Raw genomic sequence first — 24,715 nt, 5'->3', positions numbered from 1 at the left:
GCGGGTTAAATTTAAAATAGCAATGAGACACGGAAAAAAATTCAATCACTTAAGCAGACAGACTGGACATAGAAAAGCTATGTTAGCTAATATGGCTTGTTCTCTTATCGAGCACAAACGTATTAATACTACTGTTGCTAAAGCTAAAGCGCTTAAACAATTTGTTGAGCCTTTAATCACAAAATCAAAAGAAGATACGACTCACAATCGTCGTATTGTTTTTGCATACTTACGTAGCAAATATGCTGTAACTGATTTGTTCAGAGATGTAGCTGCTAAAGTAGGAGACCGTCCAGGAGGATACACTCGTATCATTAAAGTTGGAAATCGTTTGGGAGATAACGCTGATATGGCGATGATCGAACTTGTAGATTTTAATGAACTTTACAACGGAGGTAAAAAAGAAGTTAAAAAAGCTAAAAGCCGTCGTGGTGGTAAAGCTAAAAAAGCTGAAGGTACTGCTCCTGAAGCTCCTGCAGCTGAATCAGAATCGACTACTGAAGCTTCTGAATAATTATGAAAGTAATGATTCTATAGAAATCAAGGATAAGCTAATTTTTAGTTTATCCTTTTTTTTTGATTTTTTTAGAAGAGTAAAATTTAACTTATTTCATTGTCAAGGTTTTATTTTTATGAATGAAAATTTTAAAAAATCTTGGCAGCACTCTTTTAAAGAAGTAAATTTGCAAAATATCTAATTACAATGGAACTCTAAAAGTTTCATAATACGATTAAAAACAATACAAATTAAACAATGAAATACACAACACGACAAAGCGCCATTTTATTACTAAGCGATGGAACTATTTTTCATGGTAAATCTATCGGAATCAGCGGTAAAACTTTTGGTGAAGTTTGTTTTAATACTGGAATGACAGGATATCAGGAGATTTTTACAGATCCTTCTTATTTTGGACAAATTATGGTAACTACTAATCCTCACATTGGTAATTACGGTGTGAATGATCTTGAAGTTGAATCAGAAGATGTAAAGATTGCTGGTTTAGTTTGTAAAAACTTTAGTTTTAATTATTCAAGGGTAGGTGCTTCTGGAAGTTTAGAAGATTATTTCGCTAAACAAAATTTAATTTGTATTTCAGATGTAGATACTAGAGCTCTTGTTAGTTATATCCGTGATAATGGTGCAATGAATGCTGTTATTTGTACAGATGGAACTTCAATTGAGGATTTGAAAAAAGAATTAGCCAATGTTCCTAACATGGAAGGTTTAGAATTAGCTTCAAAAGTTTCTACCAAAGAACCATATTTTGTTGGAGACGAAAATGCAACATATAGAATTTCTGCACTTGATCTAGGAATTAAGAAAAACATTTTAAGAAACTTTGCAAAGAGAGACTGTTACATTAAAGTTTTTCCATACGATGCTACTTACGAAGATTTGAATTCATTTAATCCAGATGGATTTTTCTTGTCGAATGGACCTGGAGATCCGGATCCGTTACATGGAGTAATTGAAGTTGCTAAAAAAATCATTGCTGATGACAGACCTTTATTCGGAATTTGTTTAGGACACCAAATTATTGCTTTGGCAAATGGAGTACAGACTTATAAAATGTTTGGAGGCCATAGAGGTATTAATCACCCTGTAAAAAATCTTCTAACAGGTAAAGGTGAAATTACTTCTCAAAATCATGGATTTGCTGTAAAGAGAGAGGCTTTGGAAGGTCATCCGGAATTAGAGCTTACACATATACATTTAAATGATGATACTGTTGCAGGTATGAGAATGAAAAACAAGAATTGTTTTTCAGTACAATATCACCCAGAAGCAAGTCCGGGACCGCACGATTCGTCATATTTATTTGACCAATTTGTTGAGAATATAAAACTAGCTGTGTCTAAAACGATGTAGTTAATAAATAAAGGTGTTTAGTAGAGAAAAAGCGTTTTTAATATTAAATATTTTTATAATTTCGAAAAAAAATCTATAATCTATTAATAAAAAACAAAAATAATGAGTATTATAATTAAAGTTCACGCAAGACAAATTTTGGATTCCAGAGGAAATCCTACAATCGAGGTTGATGTAGTAACTGAAAACGGAGTTTTAGGTAGAGCTGCTGTTCCATCTGGAGCATCAACTGGAGAGCACGAAGCTGTTGAATTACGTGACGGAGGTAAAGCTTATCTTGGAAAAGGAGTTTTAAATGCAGTGAACAATGTAAATACTGTTATTGCTGAAGAATTAGTTGGAACTTCTGTTTTTGAACAAAACACTATTGATCAATTAATGATCGATTTAGATGGAACTCCAAATAAATCTAAATTAGGAGCTAATGCAATTTTAGGAGTTTCTTTAGCTGCTGCTAAAGCTGCTGCAAACGAATTAGGATTGCCTTTATACAGATATGTAGGTGGGGTTTCTGCTAATACATTACCTGTTCCAATGATGAATATCATCAATGGTGGTTCTCACTCTGATGCGCCTATTGCATTCCAGGAATTTATGATTTTCCCAGTAAAAGCTACTTCTTTTACACATGCTATGCAAATGGGAACTGAAATTTTCCACAGCTTGAAAAAAGTATTACATGATAGAGGTTTAAGTACAGCTGTTGGTGACGAAGGAGGTTTTGCTCCAAACTTAGCTGGTGGTACTGAAGATGCTTTAGATACTATTAAATTAGCAGTTGAAAAAGCAGGATATACTTTCGGCGACGAAATTATGATTGCTCTTGATTGTGCTGCTTCTGAATTTTATGTTGATGGTAAATACGATTATACTAAATTTGAAGGAGAAACTGGAAAAATCAGAACATCTGCTGAACAAGCTGATTATTTAGCTGAACTTGCAGCTAAATATCCAATTATCTCTATCGAGGATGGTATGTATGAAGATGACTGGGATGGATGGAAAGCTTTAACTGAGAAAATTGGAAATAAAGTACAATTAGTAGGTGATGATTTGTTTGTTACTAATGTTGCTCGTTTGTCAACTGGTATCGAAAAAGGAATCGCAAATTCAATCTTGGTAAAAGTTAACCAAATTGGAACTTTAACTGAAACTATTGCTGCTGTAAACATGGCGAAAAACGCTGGTTATACATCTGTAATGTCTCACCGTTCAGGAGAAACTGAAGATAATACAATTGCTGACTTAGCGGTTGCGTTAAACTGTGGACAAATTAAAACAGGTTCTGCTTCTCGTTCTGATCGTATGGCAAAATACAATCAGTTATTAAGAATTGAAGAAGAATTAGGAAGTACTGCTTATTTTCCTGGTTTAAATGCTTTTAAGATTAAATAATCATAAGAGTTATATTAAGATAAACCATTCGTTTTCTAACGAATGGTTTTTTTTTGGAGTTTTAACAAATTCATAGCAGTATTCTTTTTTTAATTAGTCTTAAATTCATTAGATTTGGTAAATTATTATTTAAAGAATTATTTCCAATATATTATGTCAAAAATAGCTACATTAGAAATAGATGGTAAAAAGATTGAACTTCCAGTAATCACAGGAAGCGAAAACGAATCAGCTATCGATATTAACAAATTACGTGATTTAACAGGTGTTATTACTATTGATCCAGGTTATAAAAATTCAGGATCTTGTACAAGTGAAATCACTTTCTTGGATGGAGAAGAAGGAATTTTACGTTACAGAGGGTATTCAATCGAAGATTTAGCAGAAAAAGCTAGTTTCTTAGAGGTTTCATACCTTTTGATTTTTGGAGAATTGCCAACTGCGGCACAATTAGAAGATTTTGAAAATAATATTAGAAAACATTCTTTGGTAAACGAAGAAATGAAAAATATTATTGACGGTTTTCCAAAAACAGCTCACCCAATGGGAGTATTGTCAGCTTTAACAAGTGCTTTGACAGCATTTAATCCAAAAGCGGTAAATGTTGATAATGAAAAAGAAATGTACGAAGCTATTTGTAAAACAATGGCAAAATTTCTTGTGATAGCGACTTGGACTTATAGAAAATCTATGGGTTATCCGTTAAACTACTACGATAATACAAAAGGATATGTTGAGAGCTTTATGCAATTAATGTTTAAATTGCCAACAGGTCCTTACGCAGCAAATCCGGTTATTGTTAATGCTTTAGATAAGTTATTTATTCTTCATGCAGATCATGAACAAAACTGTTCTACTTCGACAGTAAGAATGGTAGGTTCTTCTCATGCAGGTTTATTTGCTTCAGTTTCTGCAGGAGTTTCTGCTTTATGGGGGCCACTTCATGGTGGTGCAAACCAAGCGGTACTTGAAATGTTAGAAGAAATTAATAAAGATGGTGGAGATACTGATAAATTCTTAGCAAAAGCGAAAGATAAAAATGATCCATTCCGTTTAATGGGATTCGGACACAGAGTTTATAAAAACTTTGATCCAAGAGCCAAAATCATCAAAAAAGCAGCAACTGAAGTTTTAGAAACTTTAGGTGTTGAAGATCCAATTTTAGATATTGCAAGAAAATTAGAAAAGGCAGCTCTTGAAGATGATTACTTCAAATCAAGAAATTTATATCCAAACGTTGATTTCTACTCTGGAATTATCTACAGAGCGTTAGGAATTCCAACAGATATGTTTACTGTAATGTTTGCTATCGGAAGATTACCAGGCTGGATCGCACAATGGAAAGAAATGCGTGAAAATAAAGAGCCAATTGGAAGGCCAAGACAAATTTATACTGGACATCCTTTAAGAGAGTTCAAGTCTAATAAATAAAAAACGAAAGCTTCACTTAACTGTGAAGCTTTTTTTATATTTGCTCAAAATATATAATGTTATGTTGCAATTAAATGTAAAGAACGAAACATCTAGGCTTCGGGCTGTTGTTTTGGGTTCTGCCGTTCATAATGGGCCAACTCCTACAATTGATGAAGCCTATGATCCTAAATCGTTGGAACATATTAAAGCAGGAACATATCCAATAGAAAAAGATATGGTTGCTGAAATGGATGCTTTTAATGCTGTTTTTCAAAAGTATGATGTGGCAGTTTATCGTCCGGAGCTGATCGAAAATTATAATCAGATTTTTGCAAGAGATATAGGATTTGTAATTGATGATGTTTTTGTAAAATCGAATATCCTGCCAGATCGCGAACGCGAATTAGATGCAATTCAATATGTTATTGATCAAATCAATCCATTAAAAGTGGTGCGTCCGCCGGAAGAAGTTCATATTGAAGGCGGTGATGTCATGCTTTGGAATGATCATATTTTTATTGGTACATATAAAGGAAGCGACTATAAAGATTACATTACGGCCAGAACAAATATGCATGGCGTAAATTATATTAAAGAATTATTCCCAAATAAAATTGTAAAAGAATTTGATTTAGTTAAATCTAAATTAGAAGCACGTGATAATGCACTGCATTTAGACTGCTGTTTTCAACCTGTTGGGAAAGATAAAGGCATTATCTACAAAAGAGGTTTTCGTGAAGAAGCAGATTATTTGTATTTAGTAAAGCTTTTTGGAAAGGAAAATTTATTCCATATAGAAAGAGAAGAAATGTACAATATGTTTTCAAATGTCTTTTCGATCGATACAAATGTTGTTGTTTCTGAAAAGAACTTCACTCGTTTAAATAATTGGCTTCGTGCAAAAGGTTTTACAGTGGAAGAGATTCCTTATGCAGAAATAGCAAAACAAGAAGGGTTGTTAAGATGTTCAACTTTGCCATTAATTAGAGACTAAAAATAGTTTTTGGTTTCAGGTTTCAAGTTTGTACAAGACGTGAAACGTGAAAGTTGAAACCTGAAACAAAAAAGATAAAAGATGAAACAAACTACAAATGCAATCGTAATGATTCGGCCAGTTGCTTTCAGAATGAATGAGCAGACTGCCGTAAATAATTATTACCAAAAAGTATTAGATGGATTATTGCCAAGTACTGTGAATGCAAAAGCACAACAAGAATTTGACGCTTTTGTTGAAAAACTAAGAGCAGTAGGTGTTGATGTTACCGTAATCGAAGATACATTGGAAACTGATACTCCGGATAGTATTTTTCCAAACAACTGGGTTTCTTTTCATGAAAATGGAGATGTGGCACTTTATCCTATGTTTGCCGAAAATCGTCGTCAAGAACGTCGAGAAGATATTTTAGATACACTAGAAGAAAAAGGTTTCGAAATTTCTAATATAATGGATTATACATCTGCAGAAGATGATGGGTATTTTTTAGAAGGAACCGGAAGTTTGCTTTTAGATCGTGCTAATGCAAAAGCATATTGTGCTCTATCACCTCGTGCTGATGAAGAATTATTTATAGAATTCTGCGAAGATTTTGATTATGCTCCAGTAATTTTTGAAGCTTTTCAAACAGTTGACGGTGAAAGAAAACTAATATATCATACCAATGTTATGATGTGTTTAGGAGAAACATTTGCTGTTATTTGTGCAGATTGTATCGATGATAAAAAAGAAAGAAAAATGGTTCTTGATAATCTGAAAGATGATAAAAAAGAAATCATTTTAATTACAGAAGATCAAGTAAATAATTTTGCTGGTAATATGTTGGAAGTTCGTGGGACAAACGATAAAAAATATATCGTTATGAGTGCGTCGGCTCATCAAAGTTTAACTCCTAAACAAATTCAGCAGTTAGAGAAACATGCAGAGATTTTGAGTTCTAGTTTAGATACTATTGAAGCTTGTGGAGGCGGAAGTGCCAGATGTATGATGGCTGAAGTATTTTTGCCAAGAAATTAAGATTTTATATAAAACAAAAAAGGAGATACAAACATTAGTTTTATCCCCTTTTTTGTTTTTTAAAAGATACTACATTAAGTTTCCTTTTATGATATTTACGATCGAGCTTACAATGTATTGAATCCCAATAGAGATTACAATAAAGCCAACAATTCTTGAAATAGCAACGATTCCAGACGCACCTAAGATTCTTGCCAGATAATGTGCACTTTTTAAAATAACAAAAATCACAACAGCTATTGCTAAAATAGCGAGACAGGAAAAAAGGATTTCTTCCATTTGATGATGTTCCTGATAAAACGCAATTAACAAAGAAATTGATCCGGGACCAGCAAGCATCGGAATTGCTAATGGAGTTAAAGCAATGTCATTTCTTTGTTGTACTTCGTTTTCAATTTTTTTATTGATACCTCGCTTCTTGTTGAATTTACCAGAAAGTAACGAAAAACCAGAATTTACAATTACAATTCCGCCGGCGATTCGAAGTGCATCAATACTAATTCCAAAAAAAGTTAAAACATATTGGCCAATGAAATAAGAAACTAATAAAATAATACCAACATTTATGGCTGTCCATAAAGAAATTCTCGAACGTTCTTTTTGTGAATCATGCTGTGTTAATCCAACAAAAATGGGTACTGTTCCAATTGGGTTTAGTACTGAGAAAAGAGCGGCAAATAGGTAAATAAATAAATCCATGAAATATTGGTTAGTAAAGTAAAAATAATCAAATTTTAATAGCTGCATACAAATAAATATTATCATATTGTTTTTTACAGTCAATATTCTAAATTAATAAGATAAGTTAAACTTATGCTTTTTAACTACTTTTGTATAATATTCTAAAATGATGAAAAACAAAAAAACTTTGTTGCTAGGAGCAACAACAAAAACAGATCGTTATGCTTTTAGAGCTATTAATGCATTAACTCAAAAAGGGCATACTGTTATTGCTATTGGGCAAAATGCCGGAGAAGTAGCAGGGGTAAAAATTCATACAAAAGCAATTCCGGTTAAAAATATAGATACAGTTACTTTATATTTAAATCCTACTCGTCAGCGTGATTATTATAATTATATCATTGAAGCACAGCCAAAAAGAGTGATCTTTAATCCGGGAACTGAAAATCCTGAACTGTATCAATTATTAGAGTTAAATAATATTGAAGCAGAAGTGGCTTGTACTTTGGTACTATTGGCAACAAATCAATATTAATATCTGGCTTTATCTTAATTACTTCAAAGTCGGAAAAAGTTATTAGTGATTTGTAAAATGATGTTACTTTAATTTGAATTAATTATAACATTTTATCTTTTTAAGGTATTGATTTTAGATGCATCAAAACTTCTGGTACCATTAAAAGTATTACTTTTGTCGTCATGGAATTTTCATCAAAATTAATAGAAAAAGCAGTCAATGAAATGTCGCAATTACCAGGTATTGGTAAGCGTACGGCATTGCGATTGGTGTTACATTTATTAAAACAGCCAAAAGAACAAACAGGATTTTTGTCGCAGGCGCTTTTAAATATGCGTGAGGATATTAAATTCTGTGAAAATTGCCACAATATTTCAGATACGAAAGTGTGTGAAATTTGTGCAAATTCAGTTAGAAATCATCAAACAATTTGTGTTGTAGAAGATATTCGAGATGTCATGGCAATTGAAAACACAGGACAATATAAAGGAATTTATCATGTTTTAGGAGGTAAGATTTCGCCAATTGAAGGAGTTGGTCCAAGTCAGCTGAATATTTCAAGTTTAGTTGAGAAAGTAAAATCAGGAAAAGTGGTTGAAATTATATTTGCACTAAGCTCTACAATGGAAGGCGATACGACCAATTTTTATATTTATAAACAAATTGCCGAATCAGAAATTATAATTTCGACTATTGCAAGAGGGATATCAGTGGGAGATGAATTAGAATATGCTGATGAAATTACCCTTGGACGAAGTATTCTGCATCGAGTTCCATTCGAAAAAACTTTCAAAAATAATTAAATAAGATCAAATAACATATAGATTTCCTGAAGATTAAAGGAAAAGCTATATTTGCCGTAAAATTTTACAAATGACCAAAAACTGTTTTTATATACTTTTAACGATTAGTACGTTATTTACGTCTTGTATACCAGTGAAAGATCTCACATATCTGCAAGATAAAAACTCCTCAAACGAACAAAATAGTATTGTTGCTGTAGAATCTAAGCCATATAGACTTCAAGTAAATGATGTTTTAAGTATTAGTATAAAAGCGATAGATCCAAAACTTGTGTCTATTTTTAATGCAACTGAAAACAACGCAGGCGCAAAATCTGAGTCAACCTTATATTTTGATGGATTTACAGTAGATGATCATGGAAATATAAGAATGCCAATTTTAGGAGAAATTAACGTTATCGGTTATACTCTCGAAGAGGTTAGAGTTAATATTGAAAAAAAGTTATTAGAAGAACATTTTAAAAGTGAAGCTAATATATTTGTCACTGTAAAATTAGCAGGTTTTAGATATACTATAAATGGGGAAGTTGGAAGTACCGGTACAAAAACATTATTCCAAGAACGTGTAAATATTATGGAAGCGATTGCAAATTCGGGAGATATTACTACTGTTGGGAACAGGAAAGCAGTAATGATTATTCGCCAAACGCCTATAGGTGTTCAAATGCATGATATTGATCTTACAGATGTCAATGTGATGAAATCTCCTTACTATAATTTACAACCAAATGATTATATATATGTCAAGCCATTAAAACAAAAAACTTGGGGAACAGGGCAGACAGGAATACAATCTATAGGTACTATTATAACTTTGTTGTCATTAGCAACAACAGTTTATTTGATAATTAGAAATTAAAACTTCAATCAAAAGATGTTAGATATAAAAGATTTTTCCATTTTTGAAAATCATTCAAATTTTGATTTTAAAGGGTTTTTACTGAAAATTTTAAGCTATTGGAAATGGTTTTTGGCCAGTTTACTAATAGCTTTTACTATTGCATACCAAGTAAACGTTCGAAAGGAAAAAATTTATGGAATGCAGACTATGATTTCTATAAAAGAAGAAAACAATCCTTTTTTTACATCTAATACAAGTTTAGTATTTAATTGGGGCGGGGTTTCAGATCAGGTTAACGGAATTTCTACAATTCTGCAATCAAGATCTCATAATGAACTTGTTGTCGATAAATTACAATTCTATATCGATTATTTAGAACAAGGAAAATATAATTTAATAGATTCTTACGGAGCAGTTCCTTTTTACTTAGATATTGACAAAACAAAGGGGCAAATTGCAGGTACTTTAGTTAAGGTTGTATTTTTGGATGAAAAAGAATATCAAATAGAAATTCCATTTGAAAGTAGTTCGGTTTCGTTAATAACTTATTCTAATAATACTTATAGTAATACTACTGTACAGCCTGTAACTTTTGCTAAAAAGTACAAAGTTGGAGAACATGTTTCTTTACCATTTTTAAATTGGAAATTGCAAATTAATGACAATCTAGGATTTTATAAAGGAAAAGAATATTTTATTCGATTCAATGATTTTGATGGAACCGTTGCTCGTTATCGAGGAATAAGTGTTGATGGAGATAAAGGTTCGGGATCATTATTAACCTTAGGGATGCAAGGAACAAATAAGGCTAGAATGGTTGAATATTTGAACTCTACAGTGAAAATGTTGATGAAGATTCAACTTGATGGTAAAAACCAATTTGCAACAAATACAATAAGATTTATTGATAGCACTCTTGTTGCTATGGAGTCACAACTAAAACAGACAGGAAACGAATTAAAAACTTTTAGAAAGGATAAAAATATATTTGAAATTGAAGATGGGGGGGCTAAATTTTCAGATAAAATAATGGATTTTGATGTTGAAAAAGATCAAATTACAAGAAAAATTGCTTATTATAATTCTCTAAAAAATTATCTAAACAATAGTGTGGATTATTCTAGACTTCCAGCACCTTCAGTTGCGGGGATAGAAGATCCTAATATTGTATCAAGTGTATCGAAACTTATTGCTCTTTCTACTCAAAGATCGGAAATGGCATATGCTGTAAAAAGTGATAAGATTTTTAAGGACTTTGATAATCAAATGCAAGCTGTAAAAAATGTATTGTTAGAAAACATTGCATCTGCTAAAACATCTTTATTGTATGACTTGTCATTAGTAAATGCTAAAATTGGTCAGGCCGAAAGTACAGTTAGAAGGCTTCCAGAGGAACAACAAGAACTTTTAAAAATTAAAAGAAAATACGATTTAAGCGATAATATCTACACTGAATTTCTCCAGAAAAGAAATGAGGCAGAAATTGTAAAAGCTTCAAATTTATCAGATATTCACTTTATTGATCCTGCCAAAGATATTGGAGGAGGATTAATAGGACCAAAGACTTCAGCAAATTATGTTTTAGCATTTTTTTTAGGAACATTGATTCCTCTAATGTTCGTATTTGCGATTTTTTTTATAAATGATTCTATACAAAATACAGACGATATCAGTAAACTGACCGAAATTCCAATAATTGGAGTAGTAGGATTCAATAAAGATGCAGGTAATTTAGCTGTATTTGATAAACCCAAGTCTGCACTTTCAGAAGCTTTTAGAAGTATTCGCTCGTCATTACAGTTTTTGTATAAAAGACAGCAATTGAGTGGATCAAAAACGTTAATGATTACATCTTCTATTAGTGGAGAAGGAAAAACTTTTTGCTCAATTAATATTGCTACAGTTTTTGCTTTAAGCGAGAAAAAAACTGTAATTGTTGGTTTGGATTTAAGGAAACCCCGTTTAGCTGATGAATTTTGTTTGACGAATAATCAATTAGGGGTTGTTAACTATCTGATCAGACAAAATACTTTGGAGGAAATTACAAACTCAACACAAATATCTAATTTGGATGTAATACTTTCGGGGCCGATACCTCCAAATCCATCAGAGTTGATTTTAAGTGATGCTATGGCAGAGTTAATAGAGAAGCTAAAGCTAAAATATGATTATATTATTCTGGATACACCTCCGGTTGGCTTAGTTTCAGACGCTATAGAACTAGTTCAATATGCTGATGTTACACTATATATTGTAAGACAAAATTATACTAAAAAAGATATGATCACGTTGCTTAATAACAGAATAAAAAGAGGTGAATTGAGTAACGCAAGTATTGTTTTTAATGGTTTCGAAAATAAAGCAAAATATGGCTCTACATATGGATATGGTTATGGATACGGAGCTTATTCAAATGGATATCATGAAGAAGAGGAAAAAAACGGGCTTTTGAAAAAAATTTCTAAAGTGTTTAGAAAAAAATAACGCTGAACAAATGAGAACATCAATTCAAAATACGATATTAATTACTGGAGGTGCAGGGTTTATTGGCTCAAATTTATCTGAGTATTTTTTAGGTTTAGGTCATAAAGTAATTTGTTTGGATAATTTTTCTACTGGACATAGACATAATCTAAAAGATTTTATAGAAAATCCTAATTACAAATTAATTGAAGGTGATATTAGAAATCTTGAAGATTGTACTAAAGCTGTTCAAGGAGTTGATTATGTTTTGCATCAGGCTGCATTAGGATCTGTGCCAAGGTCTATAAATGATCCGATAACAACAAATGAAGTAAATGTTTCTGGTTTTTTAAATATGTTAGTAGCTTCAAGAGATGCAAAAATAAAACGTTTTATTTATGCTGCCAGCTCATCAACTTATGGGGATTCTGAAGGATTGCCAAAAGTAGAAGAGGTAATTGGAAAACCTTTATCTCCATATGCTATTACAAAATATGTAAATGAACTTTATGCAGAAATTTTTAGCAGGATTTATGGTCTCGAAACAATTGGATTGAGATATTTTAATGTTTTTGGAAGAAAGCAAGATCCAGATGGTGCTTATGCTGCAGTAATTCCAAAATTTGTTAGACAATTAATCAATCTTGAGAGTCCTGTAATAAATGGAGATGGTAATTATTCCCGTGATTTTACCTACATAGATAATGTAATTCAAATGAATGAACTGGCAATGAATACGAATAATTCAGCAGCAATTAATACAGTTTATAATGCTGCGTTTGGAGATCGAAACACACTAAATGATTTAGTGAAATATTTAAAACAATATTTATCAGAATTTGATCCTGTAATTGCTGATGTTCAAATTAGTTATGGAGTAAATAGAACTGGAGATATTCCACATTCATTGGCAAGTATCCAGAAGGCAAAAAAACTGTTAGGATATAATCCGAAATATTCTTTACAAGAAGGATTAGAAGAAGCAGTTAGCTGGTACTGGAATAATTTGAAATAAAAATATGATAATAATTATATAGTAAATGGAAATTACAAAAATTTGCTGCATAGGTGCAGGCTATGTAGGCGGTCCTACAATGGCAGTAATTGCTCAAAAATGTCCACATATTCAAGTTACTGTTGTGGACTTGAACGAACAAAGAATTAAAGATTGGAATGATCCAAATACAGATAATATTCCTATTTATGAACCAGGTCTTTCAGAAATAGTAGCTGAGGCACGAGGAAGAAATTTATTTTTTTCGACAGAAGTTGAAAGAGCAATCGACGAAGCACAAGTCATTTTTATATCGGTAAATACCCCAACCAAAACTTATGGTAAAGGAAAAGGTATGGCTGCTGATTTAAAATATATTGAATTATGTGCCAGACAAATTGCAAAAGTTGCAAAACAGAATAAAATTGTTGTTGAAAAATCAACTTTGCCTGTTAGAACTGCCGAGGCAATTAAAAGTATATTAGATAATACAGGAAATGGTGTTCAGTTTCAGATCTTGTCAAATCCTGAGTTCTTGGCGGAAGGGACAGCAGTTACGGATTTATTAAACCCAGATAGAATTTTAATTGGAGGAGATTCTACTATAGAAGGTGAAATTGCAATTAATGCTTTGGTTGATGTTTATGCAAATTGGGTTTCTAAGGATAAAATTTTAACTACCAACGTCTGGTCATCAGAATTATCAAAACTAACTGCTAATGCTTTTTTAGCACAACGTATTTCGTCAATTAATGCGATGTCTGAGTTATGTGAAAAAACAGGTGCGGATGTAAGTGAAGTTGCGAGGGCAATTGGTATGGATAGCAGGATAGGACCAAAATTCTTAAAAGCTTCTGTTGGGTTTGGAGGATCTTGTTTTCAAAAAGACATCTTAAATCTAGTTTATATTGCAAAATCATACGGATTAAATGAAGTTGCGGATTATTGGGAACAAGTCATCATAATGAATGATCATCAAAAAAGAAGATTTTCAAATAAAATTGTTCATACATTATATAATACAGTAGCTGATAAAAAAATTGCTTTTTTAGGTTGGGCTTTCAAAAAAGACACCAACGATACAAGAGAGTCTGCTGCAATTTATGTTGCTGATGATTTAATTAATGAGCAAGCTAAGATTTCTGTATATGATCCAAAAGTTTCAAGAAATAAAATGCTTAATGATTTGGATTATTTAGGGACTAGAGGTGTAGAAGAAAATGCTAAAGCATTAACGATGTTTGAAAATGCTTATGAAGCTTGTAAAGATTCGCATGCAATAGCAATATTAACAGAGTGGGATGAGTTTACAACTTATGATTGGCAAAAAATTTACGAGTCTATGCATAAACCGGCATTTGTTTTTGATGGCAGAAATATTTTAAATGCAAAAGAATTAGAATCAATTGGATTTATTTATAACGGAATAGGTTCATAATTGGTAAATAAATTGGAATAAAATTTGAAAGATTGAAACGAAGGTATTGCAGGTTGGGTTTAAAGAATTTTATTTCAAGATAAATAAAAATTATGAATTGGTATGTAGTTTATACAAAACCCAAATGGGAAAAAAAGGTAGCCGAAAAGCTTACTCAAATAGGAATCGAATGTTATTGTCCATTGATTACTCAAGTCAAGCAATGGTCGGATAGAAAGAAAAAAGTTGAAATGCCACTTTTTAATTCTTATGTATTTATTCAAATTGAAGATGCTGACCGAAATTCTGTATTTGAGGTTGCTGGTGTTGTAAGGTATTTATTTTGGCTGGGGAAACCTGCAGTTGTACGTGATGAAGAAATTAATGTTATAAAAAACAGTTTAAAAGCATCAAATATTGCAGATATTTCGGTATCACAAATTCAGGTAGGAGATAAGATTAAATTAGAAACAGGGGCATTTAGTAATCAAAATGCAATTGTACAAGAAGTATCAAAGACACATTATATTTTAGTTCTTGAATCTTTAGGATGTGTTTTGAAAATAAAATACAAATAATTTCGTTTTCTACAAAGAAAGCATATTAAATATCAAGAGAGTTTAATCATTGTTTAATGTTTTAGACTCTTTTTTTTTGTAAAAAAAATCTTTATCTGTTGATTAAGAGTTGTTTGTTTTTTTTACAAAAAATTAACACGATTTCTTTTTAGTAATACGAGAAACCGTATTGATTAAGTAATGTGAATATGTTATATTTGCCGAAAATGATTTTAAGGCATCTGAGGCAATTTTTTGTGACTCAGAAGGGCGAAGCCGTGAGTTGAAATGAATGAAATTATAAAAATATAATTAATGAAATTGGAACAAAACATAAAAATAGCTGTTATTGGTTTAGGTTATGTTGGTTTGCCTTTAGCAAGATTATTCGCGACAAAATATTCAGTTATTGGGTTCGATATAAATCAAACCAGAGTTAAAAGTTTAAATTCTGGATTTGATACAACATTAGAAGTCGATCAAGAAACATTAAAAGCTGTTTTAGTCAATAACTCAAATAGCGAAATAGGATTATACTGTACAAACGTTCTTGAAGATATTGCGGCTTGTAATTACTTTATTGTTACAGTGCCTACTCCAGTCGATAAAAATAATCGACCTGATTTGACACCTTTATATAAATCCAGTGAATCTGTAGGTAAAATATTAAAAAAAGGGGATATTGTAATTTATGAATCTACAGTTTACCCAGGAGTTACAGAAGAGCAATGTGTTCCAGTTTTAGAAAAAGTTTCAGGTTTAAAGTTCAATGAAGACTTTTTTGCAGGGTATTCACCAGAAAGAATAAACCCAGGAGATAAAGAGCATACAGTAGAGAAAATTTTAAAAGTTACTTCTGGTTCAACTCCTGAAGTAGGTATAAAAGTTGATGCATTATATAAATCAGTTATAATTGCGGGGACTCATTTAGCGCCTTCGATAAAAGTTGCAGAAGCGGCAAAAGTAATTGAAAACTCTCAGCGTGATATAAATATTGCTTTTGTAAATGAATTAGCTAAGATCTTCAATTTAATGAATATCGACACGCAGGAAGTATTAACTGCAGCAGCAACAAAATGGAATTTCCTGCCATTTAAACCAGGACTTGTGGGTGGTCATTGTATTGGAGTTGATCCTTATTATTTAGCGCAAAGAGCGCAAGAATTTGGATACCATCCTGAAATAATTTTAGCAGGTAGACGTTTGAACGACAGTATGGGGGAATATGTAGCTTCGCAAATCGTGAAGTTAATGATCAAAAAAGGAATTTCTGTTAATGGAGCCAGTTTATTAATGCTCGGAATTACATTTAAAGAAAACTGTCCAGATGTTAGAAATACAAAGATAGTTGATGTAATAAAAGCATTAAAAGAATATGGAATAATAGTTACAATTTATGATCCTTTGGCGAATGTTGAAGAGGTTAAAAGAGAATACAAACTAGAAACTACAAATTCTTCGCCAATAGAAAAATTTGACGCTATAGTTTTAGGAGTGTCACACAAAGAGTTTTTGAAATTAAATTTTTCAGAATTTCAAAAAGAAAATAGTTTATTATACGATGTTAAAGGGGTTTTGGGAACAATCGCAGATAATAGATTGTAATTTCTAGATCTCCTTTTTAATTTATATATTATTTAAATGGAAAAGAATAGTTCAGTTATACATGTAATTTTAACAGGAGGAGTTGGTAGTAGATTATGGCCGCTTTCTCGTAAAAGTCAGCCAAAACAATATTTAGAGATATTTGAAAATAAATCTTTATTTGAGATGACGGTTGAACGTAACAATCATTTAGCAGATAAAGTGATGGTTGTCGGAAATGTAGATAATCATCATTTAAGTGGGAAAGTAATGGATAAAACCAAAACTTCTTATTTAAATATTGTAGAAGCTACCCCTAGAAACACGGCTGCTGCAATTGCCTTCGCCGCTTTTGCTGCTGATTCGGAAGATATTTTAATTATAACTCCTTCAGATCATATTATTGATAAAATGGATGATTACAATATTGCTATACAAGATGCTATTTTAAAAGCTAAAGAGGGATATATAGTAACATTTGGTATTATTCCAACAAAACCCGAAACAGGATACGGTTATATTGAGTCGAAAGGAGATAATGTAATATCATTCCGTGAAAAGCCAAACGAAACTACTGCAAAAGAATTTATTGCAAGGGGAAATTTTTTATGGAACAGTGGTATGTTTTGTTTTAAAGCAGGAGTTCTTCTAGATGAATTAAAACAATTTCAACCAGATGTTTATGAGAAATCTAAACAGGTTTGGGGCCAATCGAAAGAAGGATTCTTAAATTTAGATTTATCAATGCAGATTCCATCAATCAGTATTGATTATGCTGTAATGGAAAGAAGTAAAAAAATAAAAGTAGTTCCAGCTTCTTTTTCTTGGTCTGATCTAGGTTCTTTCGAATCTGTTTATGAGTATTTGGTTTCTAAAGGACACCCAATAGACGCAAATGGTAATATGGTCATAGGATGTGAGAGTCATACTATTTTTTTAGGATTGAGAAATACAATATTCGTTCATACAGACACAGCAAATTTAATCTTACAAAAAGAAAATTCACAAGATGTAAAAGATGTATATAGTGCATTAGAAAAACAAAATTCAGATTTATTAAATTAATTATGAAGAAAATTCTCGTAACAGGTGGCGCTGGTTTTATTGGTTCTCACGTAGTAAGACGTTTTGTAAATAAATATCCAGAATATCAAATTTATAATTTGGATGCTTTAACATATGCAGGGAATCTAGAAAACATAAAAGATATTGAAAACAAATCAAATTATACTTTTGTAAAAGGAGATATTGTTGATGAGAATTTTATAAATGAACTCTTTACTGCACATAATTTTGATGGAGTTCTTCATTTAGCAGCAGAATCACATGTTGACCGTTCTATCGAAGATCCTTTAGCATTTGTTAAAACAAATGTCATTGGGACAATGAATCTGCTAAATGCAGCAAAGAAACAATGGAAAGATGATTTTAAAGGAAAGCGTTTTTATCATATCAGTACAGATGAAGTTTACGGTTCTTTAGGTACTGAAGGGTTATTTACCGAAGCAACATCTTATGATCCTAATTCTCCTTACTCAGCTTCAAAAGCTAGTTCTGATCATTTTGTTAGAGCATATGGCGAAACATATGGACTTCCTTATGTTATGACAAACTGCTCAAATAATTATGGGCCATATCATTTTCCTGAAAAGTTAATTCCTCTTTTTATAAATAACATCATAAATAAGAAACCTTTACCCGTTTATGGTGATGGGAACTATACACGTGACTGGTTATTTGTTGAAGATCATGCTATTGCTATAGATTTAGTTTTTCATGAAGGGAAAAATCATGAGACTTATAATATTGGAGGCTTTAATGAATGGAAAAACATTGATTTGGTGAAATTACTTTGTCAAATAATGGATCAGAAATTAGGAAGAGAATCCAGAACATCTGAAAAATTGATAACGTATGTTAAAGATAGACCTGGTCACGATTTACGATATGCAATTGACGCTTCAAAAATAAATAAGCAATTGGGCTGGAAACCATCTGTTACTTTTGAAGAAGGTTTAGAAAAAACGATAAATTGGTATCTTAATAATAAAGATTGGTTACAAAATGTAACATCAGGGACTTATAAAGATTACTATGAAAAACAATATTCATAGAAATGACAATTTTAATTAAAACTTCGTTCTTTTAAGATTAATACATATGAAAAAAATAATATACGTTCTTATTCTGGTTTTTAATTTTTTATTCTCTTTTAATGCAAATGCACAAGACATTCTCAAGTCTAAAGATTTAAATACAATTAAAGTAGATTATTTGTCTGATGATGATTTGGCTAAAATTAGTACTCAATTGAAAAGTAATGGCACTACGATTGAGCAGGTTGAATCAATGGCGCTATCTAAGGGAATGACGCAAACAGAATTTAATAAATTAAGAATTAAACTTGCTGAATTTGATAAGAAGAATTCTAAAGGAGATATAAAGGATAATAAGTCAAAAACAGGGAGTAAAGATACTGGAAGAAAACAAGAAATAATCAAAAACGAAAAAGTCAAAGATTCTGCTAATGCTTTGATTTTTGGTTCAGAATTATTTGACAATCCTACGCTTAATTTTGAGCCTGATTTAAAATTAGCAACCCCTATGAATTATGTTTTAGGACCAGGAGATGAATTGCAAATAAGTGTATATGGAGTTCAAGAATATAATGCAAATATACCAGTTAGTGTTGAAGGTAAAATCACTGTTGATTATGTAGGACAAATTGCTGTGTCAGGAATGTCAATTGAAGCAGCGACTCAAAAAATAAAATCTGCCATATCCAGAGTTTACAGTACTGTTCGATCTGGACAATCGCAAGTAAGTATTAGTTTAAGCCAGATTCGTACAATAAAAGTTACTATTGTTGGAGGGAAGCAACCAGGTAATTATTCTATTTCTTCTTTAGCAACGGTTTACAATGCTCTGCATTTAGCAGGAGGGCCGGGTAAAAACGGAAGCTATAGAAATATTGAATTAATTCGCAATAACAAAGTTTATAAAAATATTGACATCTATAAGTTTCTGGTTAAAGGAGATCAATCAGATAATGTTAGTTTAAAAGAAAATGATGTTATTAGAATTCCAGCTTACAGTCAGAGAGTAACGGTTGAAGGTGAAGTAAAACGTCCTGGAATTTTTGAAATGAAAAAAGGAGAGAAATTTTCTGATTTATTGAATTTTGCTTCCGGATTTAATGAATTTGCGTACACAGCATCAGTAAATGTATTGCAAAAGACAGGAAAAGAGTTTAAAGTACATGATATCAACGAAAGTGAATATAATACTTATGAACCACAATCAGGTGATGTTTTTAGAATCACAAAAATTTTAAATCGATTCGAAAATAGAATTAAAATTGAAGGTGCAGTTTTTAGACCTGACTACTATTCTTATAGTGAAGGAATGCGTATTTCGGATTTAGTAACAAGAGCAGAGGGATTAAAAGAAGATGCCTATACTAAAAGAGCAAGAATAATTCGATTAAAGACGGATCTAACTACAGAAATTGTAAATGTTGATTTGAGTGCAGCAATGTCCGGAGATATAAATTCTGATGTTGAATTAAGAAGAGAAGATATTATTACTGTATATTCAATTTTGGAATTTAGAGAAGAATATAAAGTTACAATTGATGGAGAGGTCAAAAATCCGGGCGAATATGAGTACTTCGAAAATTTAACTTTAAATGATTTAGTTGTTCAAGTTGGTGGTTTAACAGGTTCTGCATCTAAAAGGGTAGAGATTGCAAGAATGATCAAATCAGATGAAATTGATGATGCTAATCCAAAACGAATAGAGTTAGTCGAACTTGAAATTACTGCACAGAATAATGAACAAATCAAAAACTTTGTTTTAAAACCATTCGATGTTATAAATATTCGTAGAATGGCAGTTTATGAAAAACCTGAAATGGTTAAAGTAAGTGGGGCAGTTACATATCCTGGTAAATATGTTTTAGCAAATAAAAAAGAAACAGTCTATAATATTGTAATGCGAGCTGGCGGACTTACATCTATTGCTAACTTGGATGGAATGAAAATAAAAAGACCAATTAAAGAAGAACAGATTGAACAGTTAGAGAGCATTAATTTAAATCTTGAGAAAAAAGAAACTTTAGAGAAAAAAGAGGAATTAAATGATGAATCAAAATTAAAAACTAAAGATACACTCAGTTCTAAATTATCTAAGAAGCTTAGAGACGAATTAAAATATGCCACTATTCCCGTTAATTGGGAAAAAATTGTTAAAGATAAAAATCATTATTCAAATGTTACACTATTTCCTGGTGATGAAATTGAAGTTGCAATATATAATGAAGGAGTAAAAGTTACAGGTAATGTATTATTAACTTCAGAAATTCCATATAGAAATGGGAAGGGGTTTAAATATTACATTAATTCTGTTGGTGGTGTGGATAGTAAGGGCTGGAAGAAAAAGGCATATATAATTTATCCAAATGGGAAGGCTGCGGTAACAAGTTCATTCTTGTTTTTTAGATCTTATCCAAAAGTAGAACCAGATTCTCAAATTGTAGTTCCTGAAAGACCAGAAAGAAAGAAAATGACTGCTGGTGAATGGGTTGGTATTGGAAGTGTGGTTTCTAGCTTGGCTTTATTAATTGTTACAGCTTTTAAATAAAATTTGTTTTAATGAAGGATGCACCTATTGTAAACGATGAAATATCGTTAAGAGAATTAATAATAAAAGCAAAAGAATGGTACTTTTATTTGTTGTCAAAGTGGAAAGTTATTGTTTTGGCAGGAGTAATGGGAGCGGTCTTAGGATTAACTTATTCTCTGACTAGAAAACCAATTTATACTGCAACATTATCTTTCGCTTTAGAAGACGAAAAAACTGGAGGTGGCCTAGGTGGTGCTCTCGGTTTAGCAAGCTCATTTGGATTAGATTTAGGAGGAAGTGGAGGAGGAATTTTTACAGGCTCTAATTTAACTGAACTGTTTAAGTCAAGATCAATGGTTGAAAAGACTTTATTGTCTCCTGTCAAGATCAATGGAAAAATAATTTCATTGGCTGAAATGTACATTCAAAATAATGAATGGAGAAAAGAATGGAATGATAAACCGAAATACTCTTCTCTTCAGTTTTTGCCTAATGCAAATCGTAAAAGTTTTACTAGAGATCAAGATAGTATAATGGGGTTGATGTATGCAAATCTTTCGAAGTCAGGATTGTCTGTTGCTCAAAAAGACAAAAAAATATCAATTATAAATATAGATGTGTCATCAACAAACGAGCTTTTTGCAAAATATTTTTGTGAATCTTTAGCGAAAGAAGTATCGGATTTTTATGTTGATACAAAAAGCAAGAAGGCTCGGATTAATATGGCTGTACTACAAAAACAAGTTGATTCAATAAGAGGACAATTAAACGGATCAATAACAAGGACAGCAGTTGCTAACGATAATACTTTTAATTTAAATCCAGCTTTAAATGTTCGACGTGCTCCTGTTGCTAGAAACCAAGTTGATGTTCAGGCAAACACAGCTATTTTGACAGAATTAGTTAAGCAGTCTGAATTAGCAAAAGTTACCTTAAGAAAAGAGACTCCATTAATTCAGGTTATAGATAAACCGATACTACCATTACCAAAAGAACGCTTTGGAAAAGCTAAGGGAATTCTTATAGGTGGATTGTTAATTGGATTCTTTACGCTTACTGGATTAATAATCAGGAGACTGTTGAAGGAATTTTAAGGTTAAGTGTATTTGTGATTTACGGTATTTGTTTTGAACTTTTATTCGATTTTAACTTAAAGGATTATCTATATAATTTTACTAATTCAAAATATTACCGTTCTAAAATATTCATATATAGTTTACTTGCTGCAAATTGAGTTAAGAAAAGATATACTAAATATATTCAATAAGTTATTTTTATGAGTAAAAGAATTTTGATTACTGGGGCCGCAGGATTTTTAGGGTCTCATTTATGTGATCGTTTTATTGCTGAAGGTTATCAAGTTGTTGGAATGGATAATCTAATTACTGGAGACTTAAAAAACATAGAACATTTGTTTTCATTAAAACAATTTGAATTCTATAATCATGATGTATCTAATTATATTCATGTGAGCGGTCAATTAGATTATATATTGCATTTTGCTTCTCCTGCAAGTCCAATTGATTATTTAAAAATACCCATACAAACATTAAAAGTAGGATCTTTAGGAACTCATAATTTATTAGGTTTAGCCAAAGAAAAAAAAGCTAGATTTCTTATTGCATCTACTTCAGAGGTATATGGAGATCCAACGGTTCATCCTCAGCCAGAGGAATATTGGGGTAACGTTAACCCAATAGGACCGAGAAGTGTTTACGATGAAGCTAAAAGATTTCAAGAAGCAATTACAATGGCCTATCATACATTTCACGGACTTGAAACAAGGATTGTTAGGATTTTTAATACTTATGGACCAAGAATGAGATTAAATGATGGAAGAGTATTACCTGCCTTTATAGGGCAAGCTCTAAGAGGTGAAGATTTGACAATTTTTGGTAATGGAACACAAACAAGAGCATTTTGTTATGTAGATGATTTAATTGAAGGAGTATATAGACTTTTAATGTCTGATTATGTATATCCAGTTAATATTGGTAATCCAAATGAGATCACAATGAATGATTTTGCTGAAGAAATTATAAAATTGACCGGGACATCTCAAAAAATAATATATCATCCATTGCCTCAAGACGATCCAAAACAAAGACAACCAGATATTACAAAAGCTAAATCTCTTTTAAATTGGGAACCCAAAATATCTCGACAAGAAGGATTAAAAATAACGTATGATTATTTTCTAAATTTTACAAAAGAACAATTAGAAGCTACTAAAAACAACAGGGAGTTTTTAAACGTTTTATGAAAAAAAAACTTACTTATTATTTAAAGCAAGAGTCTTCAAAAAATGCAATTTGGTTATTTCTTGATAAGTTTCTTCGTTTAGGTGTTGGCTTGATTGTGGGGGTTTTAGTCGCCAGATATTTGGGGCCTGAACTATTTGGAAAATGGAATTATGCAATTGCATTTATAAGTTTAGTGAGTGCCATCGCTACATTAGGCTTAGACCAAATTGTAGTTAAGCATTTATTAGATAAAAATGAAGAAGAGCATCTTTTATTAGGAACTGCTTTTTACTTAAGATTAATAGGTTCTTTTATAAGTACCGTAATTGTTATTGTATATTTTTACTTTTTTAAAAATGACACAATGCTATTGATAGTTGCTTTTTTAACAGTATCAAATTTGTGGTTTCAAACTTTTGATGTTATTGATTTAAAAAATCAGGCTTTACTACAATCAAGAAAGACAGTAGTTGTAAAAAACGCTGCTTTTGTGCTAGTTTCTATATTGAGATTAATTTTTGTATATCTTGAGTATCCCTTATTGTCTTTCGTTCTTTTAGCGCTATTTGAATGCTTACTAGGCTGCATAGGACTTATTTTGTATTACGGTATTAATAATTTAAAGGGGTGGAAATTTAATAGAGCTTACTGTCTAGTTTTATTAAAGCAGGCTTGGCCATTAATCTTGTCTGGTATTGTAATTATGATGTATATGAGATTAGATCAAATTATGATAGGAGAAATGATTGGAGATAAAGGAGTTGGTCTTTACTCTGTCTCTACTAGATTTACTGAATTGTGGTATTTTATTCCCTCTGTATTTGCAACTTCTTTTTTTCCAAAACTAGTTGAGAAATTCAATTCAGAGAAAGAAAATTATCAAACTATATGTTTAAAGTTGTTTAAACTATTATTTGTAATAAGCTTTTCAATCTCTCTTTTTTTTACTTTTTTCTCAAACTTTGTTATAAGTTTCCTTTATGGGAATGAATATATTATGTCGGTTTTTGCATTACAGATAAGTATCTGGACAGGTGTATTTGTATTTTGGGGAGTCGCCGCAGGTAACATACTTGTTGTTGAAAATTTAAACAAGCACAATTTGATAAAATCTCTACAAGGATTAGTGTTAAATGTAGTTTTAAATTTAGTATTAATACCAAAGTATGGAATTAATGGAGCTGCGATAGCAACATTAATTTCACAATTCTACGCATCTTATCTTTACTATTTTTTCTTTAGAAAAACAAGACACATATTCATTTTACAAACCAAATCTATTTTATTTATTTAATTATAA

At 31.3% G+C, this 24,715-nt stretch carries 21 protein-coding genes; 20 read left to right on the top strand and 1 reads right to left on the bottom strand.

The genetic code is table 11. The features are described from left to right. The first annotated feature begins 22 nt into the window (after nt 1-22). The 6 genes from rplQ (at nt 23) to ctlX (ending at nt 6,692) form a co-directional block, all read left to right on the top strand. The gene (gene rplQ / locus ACTJIW_RS01760) at nt 23-514 is read left to right on the top strand and encodes a 50S ribosomal protein L17 (protein WP_053470833.1); all 492 of its coding nucleotides are present in this window, start codon (nt 23-25) and stop codon (nt 512-514) included. 240 nt (nt 515-754) lie between these two features. Then, the gene (gene carA / locus ACTJIW_RS01755) at nt 755-1,873 is read left to right on the top strand and encodes a glutamine-hydrolyzing carbamoyl-phosphate synthase small subunit (protein WP_012022475.1); all 1,119 of its coding nucleotides are present in this window, start codon (nt 755-757) and stop codon (nt 1,871-1,873) included. Nucleotides 1,874-1,975: 102 nt separating this feature from the next. Next, nucleotides 1,976-3,268, top strand: a complete 1,293-nt coding sequence (gene eno / locus ACTJIW_RS01750; protein ID WP_012022474.1) for a phosphopyruvate hydratase — start codon at nt 1,976-1,978, stop codon at nt 3,266-3,268. A 153-nt stretch (nt 3,269-3,421) separates the two neighbouring features. Further along, nucleotides 3,422-4,699 carry a citrate synthase gene (locus ACTJIW_RS01745; protein WP_012022473.1) on the top strand — a complete coding sequence of 426 codons (1,278 nt, stop codon included), beginning with the start codon at nt 3,422-3,424 and terminating at the stop codon, nt 4,697-4,699. Nucleotides 4,700-4,760: 61 nt separating this feature from the next. Next, the gene (locus ACTJIW_RS01740; RefSeq protein WP_440715307.1) at nt 4,761-5,675 is read left to right on the top strand and encodes a dimethylarginine dimethylaminohydrolase family protein; all 915 of its coding nucleotides are present in this window, start codon (nt 4,761-4,763) and stop codon (nt 5,673-5,675) included. A gap of 81 nt (nt 5,676-5,756) precedes the next feature. Then, on the top strand, nt 5,757-6,692 hold the full coding sequence (gene ctlX / locus ACTJIW_RS01735; protein ID WP_012022471.1) for a citrulline utilization hydrolase CtlX: 936 nt from the start codon (nt 5,757-5,759) through the stop codon (nt 6,690-6,692). A 69-nt stretch (nt 6,693-6,761) separates the two neighbouring features. Here the strand turns inward: ctlX and ACTJIW_RS01730 are convergent, their stop codons facing one another. Beyond that, entirely contained in the window at nt 6,762-7,391 is a 630-nt protein-coding gene (locus ACTJIW_RS01730; protein WP_044047404.1) for a MarC family NAAT transporter, read from the bottom strand. A gap of 151 nt (nt 7,392-7,542) precedes the next feature. On the opposite strand from ACTJIW_RS01730, the gene ACTJIW_RS01725 reads away from it, so the two are divergent. The 14 genes from ACTJIW_RS01725 (at nt 7,543) to ACTJIW_RS01660 (ending at nt 24,709) form a co-directional block, all read left to right on the top strand. Further along, nucleotides 7,543-7,908 carry a CoA-binding protein gene (locus ACTJIW_RS01725; protein WP_044047403.1) on the top strand — a complete coding sequence of 122 codons (366 nt, stop codon included), beginning with the start codon at nt 7,543-7,545 and terminating at the stop codon, nt 7,906-7,908. 164 nt (nt 7,909-8,072) lie between these two features. Continuing rightward, nucleotides 8,073-8,693, top strand: a complete 621-nt coding sequence (recR, locus tag ACTJIW_RS01720) for a recombination mediator RecR (protein WP_012022468.1) — start codon at nt 8,073-8,075, stop codon at nt 8,691-8,693. 70 nt (nt 8,694-8,763) lie between these two features. Beyond that, nucleotides 8,764-9,552 (top strand): polysaccharide biosynthesis/export family protein, encoded by a 789-nt coding sequence (locus ACTJIW_RS01715; protein ID WP_440715308.1) that lies wholly within the window; start codon nt 8,764-8,766, stop codon nt 9,550-9,552. Nucleotides 9,553-9,567: 15 nt separating this feature from the next. Further along, nucleotides 9,568-12,018 (top strand): polysaccharide biosynthesis tyrosine autokinase, encoded by a 2,451-nt coding sequence (locus ACTJIW_RS01710; RefSeq protein ID WP_440715309.1) that lies wholly within the window; start codon nt 9,568-9,570, stop codon nt 12,016-12,018. A gap of 10 nt (nt 12,019-12,028) precedes the next feature. Further along, a complete protein-coding gene (locus ACTJIW_RS01705) occupies nt 12,029-13,012 on the top strand; it encodes an SDR family oxidoreductase (protein ID WP_440715310.1) in 984 nt (327 codons plus the stop codon). A 25-nt stretch (nt 13,013-13,037) separates the two neighbouring features. Further along, on the top strand, nt 13,038-14,429 hold the full coding sequence (locus tag ACTJIW_RS01700) for a UDP-glucose 6-dehydrogenase (RefSeq protein WP_440715311.1): 1,392 nt from the start codon (nt 13,038-13,040) through the stop codon (nt 14,427-14,429). A 92-nt stretch (nt 14,430-14,521) separates the two neighbouring features. Then, nucleotides 14,522-14,986 (top strand): UpxY family transcription antiterminator, encoded by a 465-nt coding sequence (locus tag ACTJIW_RS01695; RefSeq protein WP_149206219.1) that lies wholly within the window; start codon nt 14,522-14,524, stop codon nt 14,984-14,986. Nucleotides 14,987-15,280: 294 nt separating this feature from the next. Further along, the gene (locus ACTJIW_RS01690) at nt 15,281-16,570 is read left to right on the top strand and encodes a nucleotide sugar dehydrogenase (RefSeq protein WP_440715312.1); all 1,290 of its coding nucleotides are present in this window, start codon (nt 15,281-15,283) and stop codon (nt 16,568-16,570) included. Nucleotides 16,571-16,606: 36 nt separating this feature from the next. Further along, nucleotides 16,607-17,614, top strand: a complete 1,008-nt coding sequence (locus ACTJIW_RS01685) for a mannose-1-phosphate guanylyltransferase (RefSeq protein ID WP_121360100.1) — start codon at nt 16,607-16,609, stop codon at nt 17,612-17,614. A 2-nt stretch (nt 17,615-17,616) separates the two neighbouring features. After that, a complete protein-coding gene (rfbB, locus tag ACTJIW_RS01680) occupies nt 17,617-18,663 on the top strand; it encodes a dTDP-glucose 4,6-dehydratase (protein ID WP_121360101.1) in 1,047 nt (348 codons plus the stop codon). Between the two features lie 46 nt (nt 18,664-18,709). Beyond that, nucleotides 18,710-21,190 carry an SLBB domain-containing protein gene (locus tag ACTJIW_RS01675; protein WP_440715313.1) on the top strand — a complete coding sequence of 827 codons (2,481 nt, stop codon included), beginning with the start codon at nt 18,710-18,712 and terminating at the stop codon, nt 21,188-21,190. An 11-nt stretch (nt 21,191-21,201) separates the two neighbouring features. Next, complete coding sequence (locus ACTJIW_RS01670) at nt 21,202-22,266, top strand: lipopolysaccharide biosynthesis protein (RefSeq protein WP_121360103.1); 1,065 nt, start codon at nt 21,202-21,204, stop codon at nt 22,264-22,266. Nucleotides 22,267-22,448: 182 nt separating this feature from the next. Then, nucleotides 22,449-23,435: a UDP-glucuronic acid decarboxylase family protein gene (locus tag ACTJIW_RS01665; protein WP_121360104.1), complete on the top strand. Its 987-nt coding sequence runs from the start codon at nt 22,449-22,451 to the stop codon at nt 23,433-23,435. Beyond that, the gene (locus ACTJIW_RS01660) at nt 23,432-24,709 is read left to right on the top strand and encodes a flippase (protein ID WP_121360105.1); all 1,278 of its coding nucleotides are present in this window, start codon (nt 23,432-23,434) and stop codon (nt 24,707-24,709) included. The genes ACTJIW_RS01665 and ACTJIW_RS01660 overlap by 4 nt, the downstream gene beginning before the upstream one ends. Nucleotides 24,710-24,715 lie beyond the last annotated feature (6 nt).

The organism is Flavobacterium sp. 22659 (assembly GCF_052044235.1).
Classification (GTDB): domain Bacteria; phylum Bacteroidota; class Bacteroidia; order Flavobacteriales; family Flavobacteriaceae; genus Flavobacterium; species Flavobacterium johnsoniae.
This window is presented reverse-complemented; position numbering and strand designations above follow the sequence as displayed.